Source organism: Paraburkholderia aromaticivorans (assembly GCF_012689525.1).
GTDB lineage: Bacteria > Pseudomonadota > Gammaproteobacteria > Burkholderiales > Burkholderiaceae > Paraburkholderia > Paraburkholderia aromaticivorans_A.
Genome location: NZ_CP051514.1, coordinates 2,224,367 through 2,247,786 on the forward strand (window position 1 = coordinate 2,224,367; position 23,420 = coordinate 2,247,786).

A 23,420-nucleotide genomic window follows, 5' to 3' on the forward strand; every position below is an offset into this window, starting at 1 on the left:
ATGGGGCTCCTGCTGGAGAACGATGCGGATTGCCTCAGTCACCAACATAACCACCGGCGCCACTGACCTGTCATATCCTGCCAGAGACCGGAGGGAGCCCCTTACCGCGCGAGCGGTTTAGTGTACGCCCGTGATGGCGTGCCATTTGCAGGGTGCAAGTCCCTGCCGGAGTTGGCCACAGCTCCGTAGCTGAAGGTAACTGCGTCGTCGTGAGGCGGGGTGGGGAGTAACCGGAAGCGAACTGTCGGTCCGTAGGTTAACGAACCTGTTTCGGCGGGGTATGGCGGCGAGCCTGCACTAAAGTGGCGAAGCCTGGAAGTAACACAGCACGCTGTCATGGCGGATAAAGCGGTGCGGTGGCGTACCACGTGGTTGAGGACGGAACGATGGGATGGTGGCACGAAGCAAGCGGGGAGACCTGCCGGCGAGGTGAACGCTGGCAGGAGTCAGAGTCCCGATAGTACTGCACACGGAAGAGTCGAGCCGTGGAAACCTGCGTCAGAGCAAAAGGCGCACTAGGGAAGCGGGGCAGGAAAGTTGATAGCAAAAGACCGGAAGGAAGCAGAGATGAAGATCGAAGCATCGCCAGTGTCGGAAACGACTAGACGAGATGCAGACGCGCTGGGAAGCTGCGTGCAGCGGAAATTCGCGTCAGCTTCAATCTGGACGGACGCTATGTTGGCTGCTCTACGAAACGGAGTTAAAGGAGGTAAGTGGCACAGTCTGATTGACAAGGTGTTTCGTCTGGACACGCTCGCGCTGGGGTGGGCTCAGGTCGAGAAGAACGCCGGGGCGGCGGGAGTGGACCGCATGAGCGTGAAGCGATTCGCGCAAGCGCGGGACCGCTACCTTGCTGAACTGGCGCAAGCATTGCAGGATGGTAGCTATCGCCCGCAGCCGGTGCGGCGCGTCTACATACCGAAAGGTAAAGGACGTCGTCCGCTCGGTATACCCGCTGTAAAGGATCGCGTCGTTCAGGCGGCCCTGAAGCTGGTAATCGAGCCGATCTTTGAGCATGAGTTCGAGCCGAGAAGCTACGGCTTTCGCCCGGGCTTGGGTTGCAAGGATGCGCTGCGCGAAGTGGACCGGCATGTGAAAGCGGGCTACTGCTGGGTGGTCGATGCCGACCTGCAAAGCTATTTTGACTCGATTCCACACTCACCTCTTCTTGCGAGAGTGGCAGGGCGAATCTCGGACGGCCGGGTTCTGGAACTCATCCAGTACTTTCTCAAGCAAGACATCATGGAAGACATGACGCGCTGGACGCCGACTTCCGGCAGTCCTCAAGGGGCGGTTGTCAGCCCCTTGTTGGCAAATCTGTACCTGCACGAGCTTGACGTGGAAATGCGACAGGCAGGGCTGGTCATGGTGCGCTACGCGGATGACGCCGTGGTGTTATGCCGTACCCGTGAGGAAGCGGAAGCTGCACTCACTCGCATGCGGGCTTGGGTGGATGCGAACGGCTTGACACTGCACCCTGACAAAACCCACGTTGGGGATTGCCGGCTGGAGGGTCATGGGTTCGAGTTTCTGGGCTACCGGTTCGAGGAGGGCCAACGTTGGGTGCGCAAGAAGAGTCTCATGGGGCTGCGGGATAAAATCCGGGCCCTGACCAGGCGTAACCGGGGTGACTCGATCGAGGACACCATTGCCTCGATCAATCCCCTCCTGCGTGGCTGGTTCGGCTATTTCCGGCATGCCCATCGATACACCTTCTCGTCCGTCGATGGCTTTGTTCGTCGCCGTCTACGAGCGATCCTGCGCCGACAGCTTCATCGTCCGGGTCAGGGTCGATGCCTTCGCGATCACACGCGATGGCCAAATGCCTTCTTCGCTAATCTTGGGCTGTTCACGATGTCCGAGGCCCTTCGATTGGCGCGCCAATCCCGATGTGGAAACAACTGACTGGAGAGCCCGTCGCGGGAAAACTGCACACCGGGTTCGGAGGGAGGGGACGGCGATCGCCGTTTCCTACCCCTATCCCATTCGACTTAGTACTACAGCCGTAGATTTTTTACTATACTAACAATATTTAGTACTACTACATGAGAAAGCGATGCATTCGACGGCAATAGCGTGGGAGCGTGAACTGGAGGCGCTACATCAGCGGCTCGGAGAACTGTTCAGGCGACCCGAGCCCCGACATCGGTCTCTCGCTTACCTGAAGGGCCTGCTGGGCACAGTCGAGCGCAAGAACGGCTGGCAACTCGCCGAATGGATCGGCGAAGAAACGCCTGATGGCGTGCAGCACCTGCTCGAGCGGGCGCAATGGGATGCGGATGGCGCGCGCGATGTGCTCCGGGAGTACGTCGTTGAACAACTGGGCGAGCGCGACGCGGTGCTGGTTGTGGACGAGACCGGCTTCGTCAAGAAGGGGCAGCACTCGGCCGGTGTGCAACGCCAGTACAGTGGCACCGCAGGCCGTATCGAGAACAGCCAGATCGGCGTGTTCCTCTGCTATGCCGGTCGCGGCGGCAGCGCGTTTATCGACCGCGAACTGTATGTGCCCAAGGCGTGGACCGATGACCGTGTGCGCTGCGAGGCAGCGGGCATTCCCAAGGCGGTGGAGTTTGCAACGAAGCCGCAGCTCGCGCGCAGCATGCTTGAGCGGGCGCTGGACGCAGGTGTGCCGTGCGGCTGGGTCACGGGTGATGAAGTCTACGGCGGCGACCGTCACCTGCGGCTGTGGCTCGAGTCGCGCGGCCAGTCTTTCGTACTGGCCGTCGCGAAGAACGAACCCCTGTGGTGGCAGGGTCCCGACTACGTACGGTCCGACCGGATCGCCGAAGCCTTGCCGGCACGGGCATGGCGACGCCTGTCAGCAGGTGCCGGCGCCAAAGGCGAGCGCCTGTATGACTGGGCGTTGACTCCGCTGTGGCGTCTGCAGATCACCACAGAAGAGCGCCGCTTCGGGCATTACCTGCTGGTGCGGCGCAGCCTGGACGAGCAACGCGAGCATGCGTATTACGTCGTATACGCCCCGCGCAGCAAAGCCACACGGCAAACCCTGGTCAACGTCGCGGGCCGCAGGTGGGAAATCGAAACCGGCTTCGAGGCAACCAAAGGCGAATGCGGGCTCGATCAATACGAGGTACGCCAATGGCAGGGCTGGTACCGTCACATCACGCTGGCGCTGCTGGCCCATGCCGCGCTCGTCACCCTGCGGGTGCGCGCCAAAAAAAACACCTGAAGATTCGGTGCCGCTCAGTGTGCAGGAGATCCGCCGGCTACTGTGCCGCCTCCTATGGCGCGGAGCTCACTCCATCGAGTACGTCCTGGCCTGGTCGGCATGGCGGCGCAGGCACCAGTACCGCGCCCAGCAGTGTCACTACCGGCGCCGCGGCTGCGTACCTCCTGCTTTGTTTTATCTACGGCTGTAGTATTAGAAGCTGTTGCGAAATTAGTTAAACATTGGCTTGAGTCGCGTCCAGCAAATCAAGGCACAAGCCAGAGACAGGAAGGCTTCATGGACATGGGCATAGCGTTCGTAGCGAATCTTCAGGCGTCGGAACGAGTGAAGCCAGGCAATCGAGCGCTCGACTGGCCAACGCGTTTTACCCAGGCCACTGCCATGGGGCGAGCCAATCTTTGCGAGTACCGGCGTGATGCCGCGTTCTCTCAAACGCTGCCGGTGCGGTTCCGAGCTGTAGCCCCGGTCGCCCTGAACGATTTGCGGTTTATGCAGTGGACGTCCCCGCTTGCCGCGAATGTGTGGAATGGCATCGACGAGTGCATCAAGCTGGGTGACGTCGTGACGGTTCGCCCCGGTCAGGATGACCGCGAGCGGGAGGCCTTTCGCGTCGACGATGAGGTGGTGTTTGCTGCCGAGCTTGCGCCGGTCCGTTGGATTCGGGCCGGTTTTTTTCCCGCCAGCATCGCACGAATCGACGAGCTGTCCACAAGCACTCGTGACAGGTCGATTTCGCCACGACGACGCAGTTCGGCCAGCAACGCTTCGTGGATGCGTTGCCAGACTCCTGCTTCTTGCCATGCCACGAGCCGTCGCCAGCAGGCGGTGCCCGAACCGCATCCCATCTCTTGCGGTAGCAGGTTCCACGCAATGCCCGAGCGCAACACGAATACGATGCCGGTTAGAACGGCTCGGTCCGGTGTCGGTTTTCGACCGGCATATTGGCGATTGCGCGGTGCTCGCGCAGGCAGCAGCGGTTCGATGAGTGACCACAATTCGTCGTCTATCAGTTCTTTCGGCATCGCTTCCTGTCAGGCAAAACAAGACAGAAAGTTAACACCAAGTCGGAAAAGTTAACAGCCCCAAAACTTAATTTCGCAACAGCTTCTTAGTTTTACTGTGTCATAAATTTATGCCATTATAGAACCTTCTTCAGATTTGGCATGAGGAAACAATGGACGCGAAATCGTCGTTCGATGAGTACCTGGAACATCTCTGTGAAGCGCTCGGACACAGCGATCGCAATGCAGGGCTGGTGGGGTACTGCCAAGGCTTGATGTTGCCGCTGCGGCGTAAGAGTGTTGAGCCGCTGGCCGCTCACCTTGAACCCGAACGTGTCAGCGCGCGCCACCAGTCCTTACATCACTTTGTTTCGAAGTCGGAATGGTCAGACGCTGCTTTGCTTGAGCAGGTCAGGCGTTGGGTATTGCCACACATGAATCCGGCCAACGGACTGTTCTGGATCATTGACGACACCGGCTTTCCGAAACAGGGCAAACATTCGGTAGGCGTCGCACGGCAATACTGCGGGCAGTTAGGAAAGCAGGACAACTGTCAGGTCGCAGTGAGCTTGTCGGTCGCCACGGAGGACGCCAGTTTGCCCGTCGCATACCAACTCTATTTGCCCCATGAATGGAGCGAAGATCCGGCACGATGTCAGCGCGCTGGCGTGCCTGATGAAATCGCGTTTTCGACCAAGCCGCAAATGGCGGCAACACAACTGCGTGAAGCGCGCGAAAGCGGCGCGCCTGACGGTATTGTGCTGGCAGACGCCGGTTACGGGAACGACAGTGTCTTCCGTGACGCCATCAGCGAACTGGGATTAACTTACGCAGTGGGCATTCAGTCCAGCGCCCGCGTCTGGGCTCCCGGCACGGCACCTCTGAGTGTTGAGCCGCCCATCGGGCAGCCTGGACGGCCGCGCAAACTGCTGCGCCGTGCGCCCGGTCACGAGCCAGTATCAGTCAAAGCGCTTGCGCGTGGTCTTGATGCTTCTTCCTACCGCATGATCAACTGGCGCGAAGGAACCCGCACCATCCTGAGTTCCAGATTTGCCGCTGTACGTGTACGGACATCGCACCGTGACTATTGGCGCGCTACACAGCGCGATGAGCAATGGCTCCTGATTGAATGGCCTCAGGGCGACCCTGAACCGGCTAAATATTGGCTCGCAACACTTCCGGAAGTGACGTCCCTCGAACGTCTGGTCAGTGTCGCGAAGATGCGCTGGCGTATCGAGCGCGACTACCAGGATCTGAAGCAGGAGTTCGGTCTGGGCCATTTCGAAGGCCGCAGTTGGCGTGGGTTTCACCATCATGCGTCGCTTTGCATCGCGGCCTACGGTTTTCTGGTTGCACAGCGCCTGATTCAGGGCGCTGGTAAAAAAAACTTCGCCATCGGCAGCCTCTTTACCTTACCCGACGATTATGTGCCACGGGGCTCCCCAGCGCGCCCAACGACATGTGGCTGATTCGATTGCCAGCTTGCGCTGGCGGCTCGCAGCCTACATCGCCCAACGCCTTCGACGATGTCCGTTCTGCTCTTCATCAAATATCTTGTGACACAGTAAAATTAGGCCGATCCGCCGGCCGATGCGACTGACGCCATCCGCGCGCGAAGGTCCGTTGCCCGGGTCGGGGCGACGGCAGAACGTCCGCGTCACGGCGTGGGTCAAGGTCGTAGATAGCCGCTCGCCGTCTTCGAGGGCGGGAAGCACCCAAGCGTTTCCGGTCATACGCGGCCGGGCTAGCATGACGGCCGCTTGCAAGGCAATTCGGTCATCCGCTTACGCGAGGACGCGGTCGGGTTGTTGGTCCACGTATCTGGTGTCAACTAAAATTGCTACGCGGCGGCCGGAGCAATTGTCGCCAGACACCCGCCTGGTACACGCCGTCCGCCACACAGGAGCTGGTCGTGCAACGATTCGGTCATCTGCTCGTCGTAGCTTTACTTCGTGCGCTCTCGATACTTCCGTACAAACTGGTCGCAAGACTTGGCAGCGCGATCGGCGCGGCCCTGTATGCGATTCCCAGCCGCCGCAAACATATAGTCCTTGTCAATCTGCACCTGTGCTTTCCCGCAAAGTCGGAACATGAACGCGATGAGCTTGCAAGGGAACACTTCCGGCATGTTGTGCGCAGCTATCTCGAACGAGGCGTTCAATGGTTTGGTAGCGCGCAAAGGATCAGGAATCTCGTCCAGATTGAAAGCGCGATTGATCTCGAAGACAGGAACGCTCCGCCCACGATCTTTATGGGGTTTCATTTCGTAGGCATCGAAATCGGATGCCTGATTTATTCACTGAAGATGCCTGCCGCTTCCTTGTACACGCACATGTCCAACACGCATCTTTGCGATCTGGCCAGGAGGCAGCGCGGCCGGTTCGGTGCAGAGATGATCGAACGTTCGACCAGCGCGAGGAAGATCGTGCGACTCCTTCGCGAGGGCAAACCGGTCATGCTTGCTGCGGACATGGACCATGGCGTCGAAAACTCTGTCTTTGTGCCTTTCTTTGGTGTCCCTGCGTGCACGCTAACCTCTGTTTCAAGACTCGCGAGAATGGGGCGCGCGCGGGTTGTGCCGTTCGTCACGGAAGTACTGCCGGACTTCAAAGGGTATCGGTTGACCGTTTTTCCGCCGCTGAGCGATTTCCCGTCGGGAAGTGACGCCCATGATGCGCATAGGATGAATGCGTTTCTTGAAACGCAGATAATGAAAATTCCCGCCCAGTATTACTGGGTGCATCGACGCTTCAAACATCGTCCACCGGGGATGCCCGCGGTATATTGATCGTGGAAAGCGCCAGGTCATTTTTAAGGGCCAGCAAGCTCCTGATGCCCGCAAACGAGACGATGAGAACGCGCATGCCTACCAGTCACCCGACGGACGTGATCCGCGCATGGATATCAGTTGCGAGGGGTGCAGACGACATCGACTGTCCGCGTGAAGACGGGGGCTACCGTCCCAGGGCCGAACATGGTCTGACCCAGACCGTGCGATCGCTAATTCCGCAGGCCGAACAGAGAGGTAATCATGAAAGCATGCAACCTTGTGAATCTGCTCGTCGTCGTGGGATGCGTGACGCTCATGTCGAACGTCTACGCGCAAGCCAGCGACGCCATGCCGACGGCGTCGAATCCGGCCGCAAGTTCAGGCAAGGCGACGACAGCGGACAGGAAGCTGGCTCGCGATGTACGCAAGGCGTTATCGAATGCGCCCAACTTCAACGTGTCGAACGTATTCGTCAAGGCGCGCGGTGGTATGGTGACACTATCCGGCAGCGTGCCGGACGGTCTTCAGATCCAGCAGGCCGCGGAAGTGGCGAAGGGCGTGTCGGGTGTAACGTCGGTGAGTAACCATCTGACGCTCTATACGAAAGGGTATTAACCTTTCATGGCGGCACCGGGATGTGCTGGCCATTTTCAGCCGTGAAGGTCGCAAGATGAGCCGATGCACGTGCAATTTCACGCGCTGCTTTGGCTTCGACTTGTAATACCGTTCGCATGTCCCGGGCTACGGAGTGTCCACTACCGGCAACGTGAAATAAAACGTCGCGCCTCGACCCGTGTTGTTTTCGCCCCAAAGGCTGCCAGCGTGTGTCTCGACAATCCTGCGGCTGATCGACAGCCCGAGACCCAGGCCGTTCGGCTTCGAGGTAACAAATGGGTTGAAGATCACTGCGAGCTGGTCGCCGGAAAGGCCGGACCCGCTATCGCGTACAGCGACGCGCACTGTCTGCGGTCCCTCATGCGTCACGAGTACTGTCACGAGGCGGTCGCTGGACATGCCGCCGTCCATTGCATCGAACGCGTTAAGCAGGAGATTGAGCATGACCTGCTGCAACTGGACCTTGTCGCCATACACCATGACCGGGGCGCCGCGGAAGTCTGCTGACACACGTATGCCGCGCTGGATGGCATCGCTATGTAGCAGCCGCACGGCATCGCGGATCACAACGGCGGGGTCGAGCGACGCAAATTCCGGGACGCCTTTCTTGACGAGAGCGCGAATTCCCCGGATTACTTCGCTCGCGCGAGCGTTGTCCTGAACGATGTCCTTCAGTATCTCGCGCACTTCGTCGAGATCAACCGGATCGGCTTCCATAAGCTGCTGGGCTGCCTCGGTGTTGCTCAGGATGGCCGTAAGCGGCTGATTCAACTCATGGGCAAACGAAGCCGCCAGTCCGCCCATCGTCGAGATTCGCCAAAGGTGGGCCAGTTCCTGCCGGTGCCGATGCAGTTCAATCCGATCGGTCCTGTCCACGATGGTCGCGAGCACAAACCCTTCCTCTTCGGATCGAACCATATTGAGTTTGACCTCGACCGGGAACTCGGTCCCGTCCGCGCGCCGCGCGAGCAGATCGCGGGTTTCTCCCACCGTTAAAGCCTCTGGTAGGGGGCTGGAGCTGCTACTGGTCATCAGTTGCCGGACGAGCATCGTCGCGTGCTGTCCGATCAGTTCGTGGCGTCGATAGCCAAAGAGCCTTTCGGTTTGCTCATTGGCCAGCACGATCCGGCCTTGTTGATCGAGCATAAGAATTGCAACGGGCAGAAATTCGAGAGCACCCCGAAATTTTTCTTCAGCTTGTCTGAGATCCGTGATGTCGACGCAGGAACCGACAAAGCCGAGAAACGTGCCGACCGCGTCCACCTGGGGCACGCCGGTATCGAGGAGCCAGCGATACGCCCCATCCCGCCTGCGCAGACGGTATTCCATAATGAAATTCTTGCGCGCTTCAAACGATGAGACATATACATTCAGGCACCGATCGAAGTCGTCCGGGTGCACGCCCTCCGACCACCCGTTGCCCATTTCCTGCTCGAGCGTACGCCCCGTAAAATCCAGCCACGGTCTGTTGAAAAACGTGCAAAGGCGAGTCGTGTCTGACATCCAGATCATCACCGGAGCCGCGTCCAGCATCGCCCGGAAGCGCGTTTCGCTCCCGGGTAGAGACTTCTCCACTCGCTGCTGCCCGACAGAGTCTCTCGATGTGTCTGGCGTCCCGGGCGCGCGCACTTGGGCGTGATCTTCCAGCTCAGTCGTCAAAACGCGGTCGTCGGCAGGATTTGCACGAGAGCCTTCGGCGCGGCACGGTATCACCTTAGCGATGTGCGAACGAAACATTCTGGCGTCTTTCGATTGCGCAGTGCCGCCGATACTTACCTCGCTCTTTACCCGCCCGTGCCCGGCATCTTGCCGCCGTGACTGACGGATGAGCAGCAGTACGATGATGAAGGCTCCAAACCCTACAGCAAAGGCGTCGATAACCATAGGCATGGAGGATACATCCTCGCGAGGTTGGCCAGTAGAGTCAGGGATGAACAAGATCCGATCCGGCGACGTGCCGCGGGCACAAGGCGGGATAAGAGATATTACCCCACGCGGTTTTAGACGGAGGGTAAATGTGTGATGCGTTTACCGCAACCCACCCCAATTGGACCAACGCCAATTGGACTTGAAGGAGGGGCAGCCTGAATTCGCAGCGGTGCGTGAAAGGCGAACAGCGGTCGTTCACATTTGGTTGAAGGCTGTCACTTTGTGTCTACCCGGCCCGGCGCAGACCTTGGAACGATCGCGGACTGGAGCGGGTATGCGAAAGGCACAAACCGACCCACCTCGACCCATCGGGCAAGCGAGACCTTGATGGCCGCTCCAGGCGGTTCCGGACAGGCGTGCCCCGTGAAGATTAGGACGTTTGGAGCTTCAGTTGACAACGGATTCCGTTTCAGTTCTCCCAGTCTCTGGATCGCGTTTGCTCCGACGGCAAAGCAACCTGCTAAATGGGCGGTGACTCGCCATCGTCAACGCCTTTTCGTTGCCCGCCTAGTTGGCCCGCTTGGACGCAGTACAGTCGACGCCAGCGGAACCGGTATTCTTCAGCGTAAGCATAAGCCTGCTTCCTTTGGTTGCCGTGATGATCTGTCCGTAGCGGCAGCGGCGAGGTCGAACAGGCCGTTGGAGATGGGGCGGGTCCAGGGAAAGAGCGCAAGTAAGTAATGCAAGTATGCATACGCTGACACAATGATGGTCGCGACGCCAATCGCAAGCATCAGGCCATGAAATGCCTTCCAGATAGTCTCGGAACGGAGGATCTCGAAAGACTGGATCCCGACTGCGTGCACACGACTCTTCAGAAGTCGGGAGAGCGCTTTGTCCAACCACCGGTCGAGCACGAGCAGAGAACTGCGATCCCCAGCGCTAGCAGGGTCGTCGCTCCGGCGCCATACATCCCAGCCTTGAGCAGGGCGTCGCTTCTACGGGACTGGAGGTATTCGTCGATGGCCCGGCGGATTCGCATCAGATGCAATGTGGCGAGATGGTCGCGGCTCGTGTGTTCGAACTGGGCATCCGCCAGGAGGAAGTGGCGATCGACATTGCGCCAGGAAAAACGTTGCTCGTCGCGTTGCAAGGGAAGCACGTCGACACCGAGTCCGGCATGATCAAGGTTCAGTTCAAGTTGAACGGACAGTCGCGTACGGCCTTGATCGAGCAACGCACGACCGTCCTTACGGGACCGGCGCGTCATAGCCGCCCGGTAGCCGATCCATCGAATCCGCTGCATGTCGCAGCGCCTATGCCCGGTTCGATCGTGACCGTGGCGGTACAGCCGGGGCAGCGGGTCGCAGCCGGTACGACGCTGGTCGCATTGGAAGCGATGAAAATGGAAACCCACATTGCGGCGGAGCGCGACTGTGAGATTGCCGCCGTGCATATCCAGGCGGGTGACCGCGTGGCCGCGAAGGATCTCCTGATCGAGTTGAAGGGCGAGCGCTGATCGGCGAGGCGCGACAGGTGCGCGCCGCATTCAAGCGGTGCGCACCTGAAAGAACGCCTGGCTGCAGTCTTGCCGGTCACATAACGTGAGTTGTGTGACCGGCAGCCTCACAAAGGTGCGGCTTCAGGCCTTCTTCACGTACGCGCTGCACCACCCCTTCGCCGAGACCTGCTTACCGGCGAAGATCGGGCACGGACCTGATGCATCGCCAGCCTTGCCCTGATAGAGCTGACAGGTGGCGCATGCCTGGCCTGGCTGATACTTCGAATATTTAACCTTGTCGACCTGTGTCGCGTCCGCCCTATAGCCAAGCGACTGTGCGGTCGGATCGCGTTCGGATACCGCAGGCGTCTCGGCCGACGCCTTGCCCGAGAGTGCGATGGATGAGGCCAGCGAAGCGGCCAGTATCATGAAGTGACGACGTGGTGATTGCATGTAGGGTCCTTTCTTTTTGATGGTGGGGGCTGGCCTTCGACGTGCCAGCCGACGCGGAACTTCGTGTCGCCGTGTAGCGGCAGTTCTACTGTTTGCCCTTGATAGCGGTCAGATACGTAGCAAGTTCTTCTACCTGCTCCGCGGGCATGGGTGCGCCGTATACGGTGCGCATCTTGTTGATCTCCGCCTTCCACTCTCCGAAGCGCAATGGCGGCTGGCGCGTGACCATGCCAGCCGAATGGCAGATCATGCACTGCGAGTTGGCGATCTCAGCACCGGCGCCTGGCGGGAAAACCTGCTTACTGTCGGGGAGGGTGACACTGACGGTGCGATTCAAGGCTGCGGCCGACGGCGCTTTCTCTGCGGGTTCGGCGAAGGCGGCGGAGATGCCGACGGTAGCGAGCAGAATCAATATCAACACGTTTGGACTTTTCATGTTCCGCTCCTCAGGAAGCCATTAGCGTGATGGACTCGACAACATTGCGCATGAAGCCCGAAGCGTTCCAGTTTGCGGCATCTGGTTGCACGACCCCCGCTGTGTTCGTCGCCCTGATTTTCAATTCCATGGGACCGGCCTTGGGTATCAGGTGCGTTTCCCATTGCCTGAAGCTGTATTTGCCATGATCGTGGCCGAGACGCGTGGACGCCCAGCTTGCGCCGCCGTCCGACGACACGCTGACGTCGCGCACGCCGGTGTCTCCGCCGAAGGCGATGCCACGCGCGGTGAGGGGTTTGCCGGCAGCAACATTCTGGCCATTCGTGAGATTGGTGACGAACGAGCGTGGGACCATCCGGTTGATCGGCACCATCTTGACGCCGGTCTGGCCAGGCGTGATGCTGGCATGGGGGGTATCCGGTATCAGGTATGCCTTTGACATCCAGAAGTTGTCGTCCGGGTGATCCAGCACTTCGATATCGTTGAGCATTTTCACCCAGTAGGTCGAGTACCAGCCGGGCACAACCAGGCGCAGCGGAAAGCCGTTCAGCAGCGGCAACGGCTGACCGTTCATCGCATAGGCGATCATCACTTCACCGTCGCGCGCATGGTCGATGTCGAGCGACTTGATAAAGTCGGGCGTGGCCGGGAGGACCCCAGCGTCGAGCCCATTAAAGCGAGCCTGCACGGCGCCGCCCTTAATACCCGCGCGATCCAGGATATCGCGCAGACGGACACCGGTCCATAGCGCATTGCCCATCGCGCCATTGGCCCATTGAGCCCCCGCCACGCGCGAATCGTAGAATCCCCGCGAGTTGCCGGAGCACTGGTTCACCGCTGCCAGTTCAACCGGTTCGAACTCGTTCCGCAGTTCAGTCAGGCTCAGGCTTAGCGCTCGTTCAACCTGTCCGTGAACGTTTAGGCGAAATGCGGCGCCGTCGACCTTGGTGGGAATATCGGCTAGATGCCAGCGCACGAAAAACTGGTCATTTGGCGTGAAGACACCTCGATCGAAGACATGAAACGGCGTCTCCAATAGCGGCGGACGGGTGCGCACCAGCAGCATCTCGCCTTTCTGCGGGAACGCGCTCGTCCGGTCGCGCTCGCCGCCAGCGAATGGCAGGTTGAATGTTTCTGCCGGCCACGCGCCGCGGTTCCAGCCGGCCATGGTGCCGGCGACACCGCCGGCGGCAAGACCGAGAAGCATCTTGCGCCGGCGCGCGTCCACGCCGTGGGAATCATCTTTCATGAGGGGCTCCTTCAGGTTCGTTCTATCGTTTGACCATACGGTCGCCACGCACACGCGAAAGGCTGGTGTGGCATTTTTTTAAATCGGTCGATCTCCGCCGGAGGCTGCCTTCGGACAGATCACTCACCGGTTGGCTGGATTATTCGGATTGCAGAAGGTAGCGCGCACTTCGCCGTCTGGCAGATGTGCGCGGATACCGAAGTGGCATGCGTACATTGACCACGTCGTCGTACTTAGTGAGGTTTTCGTCTTGCGTGAGAACGCGGTGTTCGATTTTCAAGGCTGTCTTATTCCGACGCCATCTGAAAGAACACGCGCATCGCCTCCGTCACATAACGCTGCTGGTGACGCAGCATCAGGAAATCGCGCGACGGCAGCGGCCAACGGAGTGCTATCAGCGTCCCGGCACTGAGTGAGGAAGCTGCGACCAGACGGGACATCACCGTTGCGCCAGCGCCAGCCTCAACCGCGGAGCGTACCGCTTCGTTCGACGGAAGCTCCAGCGCGATCTCGAAGCCGGAGGGATCGCCCCCCAAGTTTCGCACCATCTTTTCGAAGATCCCGCGCGTACCCGACTCCTGTTCACGCAGAACCCAGGCGCTATCGCGCAAGTCAACAATATTGTCAGCCGTCGAATCGTGACTGGCCCAAAGGTGGCTCGGGGCGACCACTAACACCAGTTCGTCCTGGGCAACCGCGCGCACCTCAAGACCATCGGTATCCACCTGGTCTTCCACGAAGCCCAGATCGACGGCGCCCTCGGCAACCTGCCGAACGACTTGTCCGGTATTCGTGATTGAGAGCTTGAGCGAGACGCCGGGGTGGACCGCGTGGAACCGTTGCATCACCTTCGGTATCCAGTAATTTGCCACCGTTTGACTCGCCGCAAGCGATAACGCACCGCGCCGCAATCCGGCTAGATCGGCTAGCATGTTTCCGGCCGAAGAGGCGCTGGCGAGCACCGCGCGTGCTTCGCAGAGAAACTGCTGGCCGGCGTCAGTAAGCACAATATTTCGGCGAATCCGGTGGAATAGCTTTACGTCATACTGCGCTTCGAGGGCGGCGATTGAACTGCTCACCGCCGATTGCGAAAGCGCCAGTACGTTGGCCGCACGCGTCACATGTTGCTGCTCCGCAACCGCAACAAAGATACGAAGTTGATCGAGCGTCATGTTTTTCAGCGGACCCCAAACCTTTTAGGCCATGCCCAGCAAGCGAATCAGCACGAGGCTGATGAGCGCGAGCGCGACGATCGACAGCACCACAGCGAGTATCACACGGGGGCCAGCTTTGGCGACCATTCGCACATCGACGCCCAGACCGAGAGCTGCCATCGAAATTATTGTCAACAAATTAGCCATAGTGCTGATCGGCGGTAACGCTTCCGTCGGAATGAGGCTAGCCGAACGGAGGACGACCAGTGCCAGGAAGCCAATGATGAACCAGGGCACGACTTGGTGCCAGGCGAGGCGCGCTTTTTTCGATGCACCCGGCAATGCAGTAGTTGCACCACGACGCGAGCCAATTGACAAGACAAGAATCACGGGGCCGAGCATCAGCACACGGACCAGTTTGACCAACGTACCGAGATGGGCACTGAGGGCCGACACGGGGACCGTTGCAGCGAGCACCTGCGGCACCGCGTAGACAGTCAGTCCGGCCAGTACGCCGTATTGCAGGTTGCTAAGGTGCAGCACAGGAATCAGCAGCGGCAGTCCGAGCACGACGATGACGCCAAGCACAGCGGTAAAGGCAATCGACGCGGCCACGTCATCGCTATGCGCCCGGATCACTGGAGCAACGGCGGCGATCGCCGAGTTTCCACAGATCGAGTTGCCGCATGCGACCAGCAAGGCCATCCGATGGTGCAAACCAAGGAGGCGCGCGGTACCGTAACTGACCACGATGGCCGCCGCGACGACCGCTACGATGCCTGCCAGCAGTCCCACCCCGGCCGCTTCAAGGGTCTGGGTGCTGAGCGAGGCGCCCAGCAAGACCACGGCAATTTCCAGCAATGTCCTGGCGCTGAAATTGATGCCGGCGTTCCAGTGAGCGGCCGGCTTCCAGACACTCCGCACCGCCGTGCCGATGAGAATGGCGAGGACCAATGCTTCCAGCCAGGCGCGCCCGAATATGCGCTGCTCAGCCAGTTGCAACGCGAAAGCGGCCAGCGTGACGGCAATGCATAGGGCCACGCCCGGCGCATGGGCTTGCACCCAAGCCAGAGGGCCGGATTCGGCCAGGCGCCTTGCGGCTAGAGCATGGGGTTCGAGTGGAGTCGACATCGCGTTCTCGCTATTTCAGTGACCAGAAACGGAGGGATTATCGCGACGACTGGTTCTATATTCCAACGCGGAATATAGAACGAATTGATCGATTATATAGAACGATGCTCACACAGCACCGCCGTTGGGTGAAAAGGATCTGACCGACCAGATGGTGATTGTCGGACGCAAGGTAGACGGCAAGCGAAGCGTACTCCGCCATCTTGCCAAACCGGAGCAGCGTGGTGGACATGGCGCATGTTCTCCAGTCATCGCCAGCTTTCCGTCTCTTCAATTGGGACGCGCATGGGACTGATGTGGCGCTTGGGTTCAGGGCCGCCCTTGAACTGCTTAAGTGTCCAGAACTTCACCGCAGCCAGGCCGAGTGGCGAACCATCCGCCGCGACGACACGACTCGAATGCATCGGATTTCATGGGCGCTCGCGTGGGGCGCTCTGGACCAATCCGGCGGTCGTCAAGGGCGACGGTCAATTCCTGAAGGCGAGACTGCTGGCAGCGGAAACACTGATTACATCCTATTTGTAGATGGCCCCGCCAGCTCGTGTCGACTGAGTGGCCGACCGAAACCGAATATGGCTGAAATGTCACGTAAAGTAGATGATGGCGCAACTTAATTAATTGAATGCTGGCTCAGGTGCGACGGCCGGTCGCGCAGGCATCTGCGTTAAATCGATAAAATTACAGACAGTAAGAGGTGAGTCAGACGACGGAGGTCGATATGGTCGAAGCGGTGGTGAAGGAGTGTGGCTTGGATCCGCTACTCGTCATCGCCAGCGAGGAACTCGAAATTGGGTCCTTCGAAGAGACGGGTAAAGTTGCAACAGACATCCTGCTCGTCCGAATTTCAAGCATCGAGCGCGCGCTTGAGCGGGCTTACGATTTTGGCCTGTTGATGGGGCACACCGTCAGTCAGGCCGAATACCCGAATGCGCGGCGGTCCAAGCGGACATGTCGCACGGATCACGATTGGGTGCGTGCTGCGGCGACGGACATTCTCAGCACATATTGCAGAGGGTTTTTTGATTGGCGATCGCGGCCCCTGACGCGTGAGCAGGCCGGTCGGGGCCAGTCCGCGATCGGTAATCAAAAAACCCTCTGCATTATGGAAAACTTCGCATAAGGCCGAATTCCCGTCTTCCAATACGACTAAACGACCGTCCGTTGTACCTGGAAAGCTGCCATATATGTCGCGCTGGGTCGACCGCCCGCAGCGCGTCGACTATGGAAGTTCGTCGTAGCGCGCCTCTCGCGGCCAGAAGCGGCCGAGGCCGCGTCAAAACACTTGATCTCGAGGTTTCGAGGGGTCGTTTCACCCTTGGCGCTACACGCCGAAGCCGGTGCAGGCCGTTCTCGCAAGCCGATTTTGGGAATGTTCGTTTTGACACGGCCTAGCCTTTGCACGCCGTCTTCTGGAACGGCAACAGTTCGGCGGGCGCGTTATACCTCGCCGTTCAGCCTTGGAGCCGAGACGAGCGAGCCAGCATGGGGCCTGTCTACCATCGGCGATCAGGCGACCCTGATGATTAGTGCTTCGCCGGCGGCGAGACGATTTGCGCCGTCCTTGATCGACTCGCCGTCGCGGCCGGGTAAAGTCGATAACAGCACCGTGCCTGATGGCAACGGGGCGGTGGCTTCGGCGGCGCCCATGTTTAGCGCCATTAAAAGCCGCTGATCGCCAGAACGCCGCTTGTAAGTGAGCACGTCGCCGTGCGCGGTAAGGTATTCAATCGCGCCTTCCATGAGCGCTGCGTTGCTCCGCCGAATCGACAACAGCCGGCGATACAGCGACAACATGCTCGGCGCCTCGCCGTCCTGGCTGCAAACGCTGGTAGCCGCGCTGACCGGCAACCATGGCTGGCCGCTTGTAAAACCGGCATGGGGCAGGGATGAGTCCCATTGCATCGGCGTGCGCTCAGGATCGCGGCCCTGACCGATACCCGGCTGCCGAAGCTCGGCCGGGTCATGAACCTGGTCGGGCGGAATCTCGCCGTCGATCATGCCAATTTCATCGCCGTAATAGAGCGTCGGTGTCCCGCGCAGTGTCAAGAGCAGCACTGCTGCCACGCGCGCTTGCGCCGCCCCCAGTCGCGACGCCACGCGCGGGTTGTCGTGATTGCCTAGCACCCAGTTTGGCCAGGCGTGCTTCGGCAATGCGCGATTGTAATCCGACACCATCCTTCCGATATCTGCCGCATGCCACGCTGCGTTCAGGAGCTGGAAATTGAACGGCATGTTGGCACCGTCGCCGTTCGTGCCGTAGTACGTCATCAGTTGCGGCACGGGCAGATAGATTTCACCGATCAACACACGCTCGCCGTATTCATCCAGCGTGGCACGCATCGACCGCACGATCTCATGCACCTCCGGCTGATCCTCAGTGTAAGTCTGCAACAGCCGGTGATGATCCGGCTCGCCCGGCCGGAACGCGGGGTTGGGCGGGTTATCACGGAACCGGGCGTCCTTGATCAGCAACCACAGCACGTCGACGCGGAACCCGTCCACGCCGCGATCCAGCCAGAAGCGCAGGACATCGTCCATCGCGCGGCGCACCTCGCGATTGCGCCAGTTCAAGTCGGGCTGTTCGCGCAAGAACGCGTGATAGTAATACTGGCCAGTGTGCGCATCCCATTGCCACGCGGAGCCTCCCATCCGGCTCAGCCAGTTGTTCGGTGGCGCGCCACCGGGCGCGGGATCGCGCCACAAATACCAGTCGCGCTTCGGGTTGTCGCGCGAGGACCGGCTTTCTTCGAACCACGCATGCCGGTCCGACGAATGATTCGGCACGAAGTCGAGCAGCACTTTCAACCCGAGTTCGTGAGCGCGGTCCACAAGTTGCTTGAAGTCGTCGAGCGTGCCGAACATCGGGTCGATATTGCAGTAGTCGGCGACGTCGTAGCCGAAATCCGCCATGGGTGACGGGTAGACTGGGGAGATCCAGACGGCATCGATGCCAAGCAGCGCGAGATACGGCAGACGCGCGCGGATGCCCGCCAGGTCGCCGATGCCGTCGCCATTGGTGTCCTGAAACGAGCGCGGGTAGATCTGATAGATGACGCCACGTTGCCACCACGCCAGTTCGGGCATTGCTGTTCCTCACACAGATCGATTGTTTTGGAGCCACGCGGGTACCGTATGCTAAATGACCTCTGGTACAAGAATGCAATCGTCTACTGCCTCTCCGTCGGCACGTACATGGACGCGAATGGCGATGGCGTCGGCGATTTCCAAGGCCTGATCCGCCGGCTGGACTATCTTCAGGGGCTCGGCGCCACGACCGTCTGGCTCATGCCTTTTCAGCCGTCACCGGGCCGCGACAACGGCTACGACATCTCGGATTACTACAATGTCGACCCGAAATACGGCACCTTGGGAGACTTCGCCGAGTTCTCGCATGCGTGCCGCGAGCGCGGCTTGCGCGTGATGATCGACCTCGTGGTCAACCACACGTCCGATCAGCACGCGTGGTTCAAGGAAGCAAGCAGCGATCCTGGCTCGAAGTATCGCGACTGGTACGTATGGGCCGACAAGCAACCGCCGAACGCTAAGGACGGGGTGGTATTTCCCGGCGTTCAGAAATCGACCTGGACCTACGATAAGCAGGCCAAACGTTGGTTTTTCCATCGCTTCTATGACTTCCAGCCGGACCTGAACACCGCGAACCCACATGTGCAGGCCGAGTTGCTCAAGGTGATGGGCTTCTGGATCCAGCTCGGCGTGTCGGGATTCCGGATGGACGCCGTGCCGTTCGTGATTGCCACCAAGGGCCCGAAAGTCCGCAAGCCCGTCGAGCAATACGACATGTTGCGGACCTTCCGCGAGTTTCTGCAATGGCGCAAGGGCGACGCGATCATCCTCGCCGAAGCGAATGTTTTGCCCGACACCGACCTCGATTATTTCGGCGACGACGGCGAGCGCCTGCAGATGATGTTTAATTTCCAGGTCAACCAGAACACGTTTTACACCCTCGCGACCGGCGATACGGGTCCTTTGAAGAAAGCGCTGACAGCGACGAAGCCACGTCCCGCGACCGCTCAATGGGGTGTATTCCTGCGCAATCACGACGAACTGGATCTGGGCCGTCTGACGCCCGAGCAGCGCGCCGCCGTGTTCGCCGCGTTCGGCCCGGACCCCGACATGCAGCTATACGGGCGCGGCGTTCGCCGCAGGCTTGCGCCGATGCTCTCTGGCGACAGACGCCGCCTCGAACTCGCTTACAGCCTGATGCTGACCTCGCCAGGTACGCCCGTATTTCGCTATGGCGATGAAATCGGCATGGGCGACGACCTGCGCCTGCCGGAGCGCGAATGTACGCGCACGCCCATGCAATGGTCGACCGAACCCCATGGCGGCTTCACGACGCACCCGAAGCCGCCATGCCGGGTCATATCGGGTGGCGCGTACGGTTTCGAGCGAGTGAACGTTGCCAGCCAGCGGCGGGACCCGAATTCGTTCCTGAACTGGACCGAGCGCGTGATCCGCATGCGCCGGGAAGTGCCGGAAATAAGCTGGGGCGATTTCGCGGTCCTGCGTACATCGCGCAACGAGGTTCTCGCGATGCGCTACGACTGGCGGAACAACTCGGTGATCTGCGTGCATAACTTCGGACCCGAGGCCTGCACGGTGAAGTTCCGCTCGGGCTGCAGCGGGCAGGGCGAAAACCGCCTCATCAACCTTCTCTCCGACGACCACAGTGTGGAAGCCGATGGCGGGCGGCATACTGTAGTGCTCGAGCCGTACGGGTATCGATGGTATCGGGTCGGCGGCCTCGATTACCTGCTAAAGCGAAGTGAGGTCTAGGTGTGTGACAGTCCGGCAGTCGAGCGGATGGCTAACGGAGGTAGAGGTCTGCTTGTTGCCGGCGGGCCGGGACCGGCCGAGGCTGTGTGGAAACGCGTTTTTCGGGGGGGTGTAGTGACTGCACGTTGACGCGACAGGGTAGCGCAATCCGTACTCACCCGCTCAAGCGAGCGAGTAAGGAAGTGAGTTGAGCCCATCCAGTGCTTCAGCGTACCGAATACGTGCTCGACCGTGCGTCGTCGAACTGTCATCGCGTCGGGCCACCGGTCGAGGCGACGTTGCATGGCTTCCAGTACTTCTTCTTGCTCCCATCGACGAATGCGACGATACGGGCTTGGCGAACATTGTTCTTTCAGAGCGCAACGGGGGCAGGCACTGGTCCAGTACACCCGTAGATTCAATCCTTGGTGGACCGTCGGGAATCGATAGATCGCGCGCTCACCCGCCGGACATTTGTATTCGTCGTCTTCCGCGATGTAGACGAAGTCTGATTTGGTGAAGAGCTCTTTTTTACGCGATGCGGAGGTAAGCGGTTTGGGCACATAAGCCGCGATGCCAGCTGTATCACAGGCGAAAATTTCAAGGCCACTGAAGTAGCCACGATCGGCCAGCACCTTTAGCTTAGTACTACAGCCGTAGATAAAACAAAGCAGGAGGTACGCAGCCGCGGCGCCGGTAGTGACACTGCTGGGCGCGGTACTGGTGCCTGCGCCGCCATGCCGACCAGGCCAGGACGTACTCGATGGAGTGAGCTCCGCGCCATAGGAGGCGGCACAGTAGCCGGCGGATCTCCTGCACACTGAGCGGCACCGAATCTTCAGGTGTTTTTTTGGCGCGCACCCGCAGGGTGACGAGCGCGGCATGGGCCAGCAGCGCCAGCGTGATGTGACGGTACCAGCCCTGCCATTGGCGTACCTCGTATTGATCGAGCCCGCATTCGCCTTTGGTTGCCTCGAAGCCGGTTTCGATTTCCCACCTGCGGCCCGCGACGTTGACCAGGGTTTGCCGTGTGGCTTTGCTGCGCGGGGCGTATACGACGTAATACGCATGCTCGCGTTGCTCGTCCAGGCTGCGCCGCACCAGCAGGTAATGCCCGAAGCGGCGCTCTTCTGTGGTGATCTGCAGACGCCACAGCGGAGTCAACGCCCAGTCATACAGGCGCTCGCCTTTGGCGCCGGCACCTGCTGACAGGCGTCGCCATGCCCGTGCCGGCAAGGCTTCGGCGATCCGGTCGGACCGTACGTAGTCGGGACCCTGCCACCACAGGGGTTCGTTCTTCGCGACGGCCAGTACGAAAGACTGGCCGCGCGACTCGAGCCACAGCCGCAGGTGACGGTCGCCGCCGTAGACTTCATCACCCGTGACCCAGCCGCACGGCACACCTGCGTCCAGCGCCCGCTCAAGCATGCTGCGCGCGAGCTGCGGCTTCGTTGCAAACTCCACCGCCTTGGGAATGCCCGCTGCCTCGCAGCGCACACGGTCATCGGTCCACGCCTTGGGCACATACAGTTCGCGGTCGATAAACGCGCTGCCGCCGCGACCGGCATAGCAGAGGAACACGCCGATCTGGCTGTTCTCGATACGGCCTGCGGTGCCACTGTACTGGCGTTGCACACCGGCCGAGTGCTGCCCCTTCTTGACGAAGCCGGTCTCGTCCACAACCAGCACCGCGTCGCGCTCGCCCAGTTGTTCAACGACGTACTCCCGGAGCACATCGCGCGCGCCATCCGCATCCCATTGCGCCCGCTCGAGCAGGTGCTGCACGCCATCAGGCGTTTCTTCGCCGATCCATTCGGCGAGTTGCCAGCCGTTCTTGCGCTCGACTGTGCCCAGCAGGCCCTTCAGGTAAGCGAGAGACCGATGTCGGGGCTCGGGTCGCCTGAACAGTTCTCCGAGCCGCTGATGTAGCGCCTCCAGTTCACGCTCCCACGCTATTGCCGTCGAATGCATCGCTTTCTCATGTAGTATTACTAAATATTGTTAGTATAGTAAAAAATCTACGGCTGTAGTATTAGAAGCTGTTGCGAAATTAAGTTTTGGGGCTGTTAACTTCTCCGACTTGGTGTTAAGGAATGTCTGCAAAAGTCCTGGCATTGCGCCGTTGCCAAGCTATCCTGGAAACAGAGCGAATTAGGTGAGGAGCGACGTGATGACGCAGCTTGGTCTTGGTCTGGATCTGTCAACGAAGCGGACGCGCAAGCGGGAATTTCTCGATGAGATGCGACGTGTTGTGCCTTGGTTGAAACTGATTGCGCTGATCGAGCCGCACTATCCCTCGGGCAAAACTGGTCGGCCGCCGTTCCCGATTGCAACGATGCTGCAGATTCATTTCATGCAGCAATGGTTCGGTCTTTCGGACCCTGCTATGGAAGAGGCACTCTATGACGTGCCGCTTTATCGCGAGTTCGCGGGTCTCGACGGCGGGATGGTTCGCTTGCCCGATGAAAGCACGATTCTTCGGTTCCGCCATCTGCTGGAGACGCACGGACTGGCGGTGCAAATGCTGGCGCTGGTCAATGAAATCCTGACGGAGAAAGGCCTGATGCTTAAGGCTGGTTCAGCAGTCGACGCCACCTTGATTGCTGCGCCCAGTTCGACAAAGAATGGCTCCGGCACGCGCGATCCAGAAATGCAATCCACGCAGAAAGGTGGCAACTGGTACTTCGGGATGAAAATGCATGTCGGCGTGGATGCCGACTCGGGCCTCGTCCATACAGTCATTGGAACGGCGGCCAATGTTCACGACATCACCGTCGCCCAGGCGTTGCTGCATGGCGAAGAAACGGATGTGTACGCGGACGCCGGTTACCAGGGTATCGAAAAGCGTTGTGAGACTGACGCGGTTCGGTGGCATGTTGCAATGCGACCAGCAAAGCGCAGGAAATTGGATCTGAGTGATTCGTTGGACGCGATCTACGATCAGATCGAACGCCTGAAGGCGGGTATTCGGGCCAAGGTCGAACACCCGTTTCGCATCCTCAAGCGGCAGTTTGGTTACATGAAGACCCGCTATCGTGGTTTGACAAAGAACACCGCCCAGATCACCACCCTGTTTGCTTTGGGCAATCTATGGATGGCGCGTAGAGCTTTCCGCAAAGCTTGAAACACCGGGCCGATGAAGGCCACATGTCTGGTCGGAGCGCTTGGGCGCGCAGAAAACCCCCTGACATCCACTCACCAACAAAGATTTGAACCCCGAGGCTGCGCTCGATAGGAAGAGTAATGCTTCAAAAGCGGGTTATGCAGACCTTCCT

At 59.9% G+C, this 23,420-nt stretch carries 17 protein-coding genes and 2 pseudogenes; 9 read left to right on the plus strand and 10 right to left on the minus strand.

All coding sequences use genetic code 11. The features are described 5' to 3' along the window. Positions 1–567 precede the first annotated feature (567 nt). Together ltrA and HF916_RS10435 are read left to right on the plus strand one after the other, a co-directional pair. Entirely contained in the window at positions 568–1,905 is a 1,338-nt protein-coding gene (gene ltrA, locus HF916_RS10430) for a group II intron reverse transcriptase/maturase (protein WP_168788750.1), read from the plus strand. A 151-nt stretch (positions 1,906–2,056) separates the two neighbouring features. Next, positions 2,057–3,190 (plus strand): IS701 family transposase, encoded by a 1,134-nt coding sequence (locus HF916_RS10435; protein ID WP_168788689.1) that lies wholly within the window; start codon positions 2,057–2,059, stop codon positions 3,188–3,190. A 210-nt stretch (positions 3,191–3,400) separates the two neighbouring features. On the opposite strand, the gene HF916_RS10440 is transcribed toward HF916_RS10435, so the two are convergent. Beyond that, a protein-coding gene (locus tag HF916_RS10440) for an IS5 family transposase (protein ID WP_168787739.1) occupies positions 3,401–4,212 on the minus strand; the annotation gives its coding sequence in 2 pieces (ribosomal slippage) (positions 3,401–3,873 and positions 3,873–4,212; 813 coding nt in all). A gap of 152 nt (positions 4,213–4,364) precedes the next feature. Here HF916_RS10440 and HF916_RS10445 point away from each other — a divergent pair. From HF916_RS10445 to HF916_RS10455, 3 genes are all read left to right on the plus strand, one after another. Further along, positions 4,365–5,660, plus strand: coding sequence for an IS701 family transposase (locus tag HF916_RS10445; protein ID WP_168787740.1), 1,296 nt, complete (start codon positions 4,365–4,367; stop codon positions 5,658–5,660). Positions 5,661–6,103: 443 nt separating this feature from the next. After that, complete coding sequence (locus HF916_RS10450; RefSeq protein WP_168788751.1) at positions 6,104–6,979, plus strand: lipid A biosynthesis lauroyl acyltransferase; 876 nt, start codon at positions 6,104–6,106, stop codon at positions 6,977–6,979. Positions 6,980–7,222: 243 nt separating this feature from the next. Next, the gene (locus HF916_RS10455; RefSeq protein WP_168788752.1) at positions 7,223–7,576 is read left to right on the plus strand and encodes a BON domain-containing protein; all 354 of its coding nucleotides are present in this window, start codon (positions 7,223–7,225) and stop codon (positions 7,574–7,576) included. A gap of 126 nt (positions 7,577–7,702) precedes the next feature. On the opposite strand, the gene HF916_RS10460 is transcribed toward HF916_RS10455, so the two are convergent. Next, positions 7,703–9,514 (minus strand): PAS domain-containing sensor histidine kinase, encoded by a 1,812-nt coding sequence (locus tag HF916_RS10460; RefSeq protein WP_168788753.1) that lies wholly within the window; start codon positions 9,512–9,514, stop codon positions 7,703–7,705. A 1,027-nt stretch (positions 9,515–10,541) separates the two neighbouring features. On the opposite strand from HF916_RS10460, the pseudogene HF916_RS51450 reads away from it, so the two are divergent. Next, positions 10,542–10,964 (plus strand): annotated as a pseudogene (locus HF916_RS51450) (biotin/lipoyl-containing protein); the annotation flags it as partial. Positions 10,965–11,087: 123 nt separating this feature from the next. Here HF916_RS51450 and HF916_RS10470 read toward each other — a convergent pair. The 5 genes from HF916_RS10470 to HF916_RS10490 all read right to left on the minus strand — a co-directional run bounded on the left by HF916_RS10470 (position 11,088) and on the right by HF916_RS10490 (position 15,369). Continuing rightward, positions 11,088–11,399, minus strand: a complete 312-nt coding sequence (locus tag HF916_RS10470) for a high-potential iron-sulfur protein (protein ID WP_168788754.1) — start codon at positions 11,397–11,399, stop codon at positions 11,088–11,090. Positions 11,400–11,484: 85 nt separating this feature from the next. After that, positions 11,485–11,835 carry a c-type cytochrome gene (locus HF916_RS10475; protein WP_168788755.1) on the minus strand — a complete coding sequence of 117 codons (351 nt, stop codon included), beginning with the start codon at positions 11,833–11,835 and terminating at the stop codon, positions 11,485–11,487. A gap of 10 nt (positions 11,836–11,845) precedes the next feature. Beyond that, a complete protein-coding gene (locus HF916_RS10480) occupies positions 11,846–13,084 on the minus strand; it encodes a molybdopterin-dependent oxidoreductase (RefSeq protein ID WP_168789104.1) in 1,239 nt (412 codons plus the stop codon). 287 nt (positions 13,085–13,371) lie between these two features. Then, positions 13,372–14,256: a LysR substrate-binding domain-containing protein gene (locus tag HF916_RS10485; protein WP_168788756.1), complete on the minus strand. Its 885-nt coding sequence runs from the start codon at positions 14,254–14,256 to the stop codon at positions 13,372–13,374. 24 nt (positions 14,257–14,280) lie between these two features. Further along, positions 14,281–15,369: a YeiH family protein gene (locus tag HF916_RS10490; protein WP_168788757.1), complete on the minus strand. Its 1,089-nt coding sequence runs from the start codon at positions 15,367–15,369 to the stop codon at positions 14,281–14,283. Between the two features lie 718 nt (positions 15,370–16,087). On the opposite strand from HF916_RS10490, the gene HF916_RS49890 reads away from it, so the two are divergent. Continuing rightward, on the plus strand, positions 16,088–16,489 hold the full coding sequence (locus tag HF916_RS49890; RefSeq protein WP_206001729.1) for a DUF6900 domain-containing protein: 402 nt from the start codon (positions 16,088–16,090) through the stop codon (positions 16,487–16,489). A gap of 386 nt (positions 16,490–16,875) precedes the next feature. Here the strand turns inward: HF916_RS49890 and HF916_RS10500 are convergent, their stop codons facing one another. After that, positions 16,876–18,453 carry an alpha-amylase family glycosyl hydrolase gene (locus HF916_RS10500; protein ID WP_168788758.1) on the minus strand — a complete coding sequence of 526 codons (1,578 nt, stop codon included), beginning with the start codon at positions 18,451–18,453 and terminating at the stop codon, positions 16,876–16,878. Between the two features lie 48 nt (positions 18,454–18,501). Here HF916_RS10500 and HF916_RS10505 point away from each other — a divergent pair, with 48 nt between their 5' ends. Then, positions 18,502–20,166 carry an alpha-amylase family protein gene (locus HF916_RS10505; RefSeq protein WP_168788759.1) on the plus strand — a complete coding sequence of 555 codons (1,665 nt, stop codon included), beginning with the start codon at positions 18,502–18,504 and terminating at the stop codon, positions 20,164–20,166. 146 nt (positions 20,167–20,312) lie between these two features. Here the strand turns inward: HF916_RS10505 and HF916_RS10510 are convergent. Next, positions 20,313–20,786, minus strand: a pseudogene (locus HF916_RS10510) (transposase); the annotation flags it as partial. A gap of 7 nt (positions 20,787–20,793) precedes the next feature. Then, positions 20,794–22,116, minus strand: a complete 1,323-nt coding sequence (locus tag HF916_RS10515) for an IS701 family transposase (RefSeq protein WP_168788760.1) — start codon at positions 22,114–22,116, stop codon at positions 20,794–20,796. A 199-nt stretch (positions 22,117–22,315) separates the two neighbouring features. Here HF916_RS10515 and HF916_RS10520 point away from each other — a divergent pair, with 199 nt between their 5' ends. Further along, positions 22,316–23,269, plus strand: a complete 954-nt coding sequence (locus HF916_RS10520) for an IS5 family transposase (protein ID WP_168788399.1) — start codon at positions 22,316–22,318, stop codon at positions 23,267–23,269. The last annotated feature ends 151 nt before the right edge of the window (positions 23,270–23,420 follow it).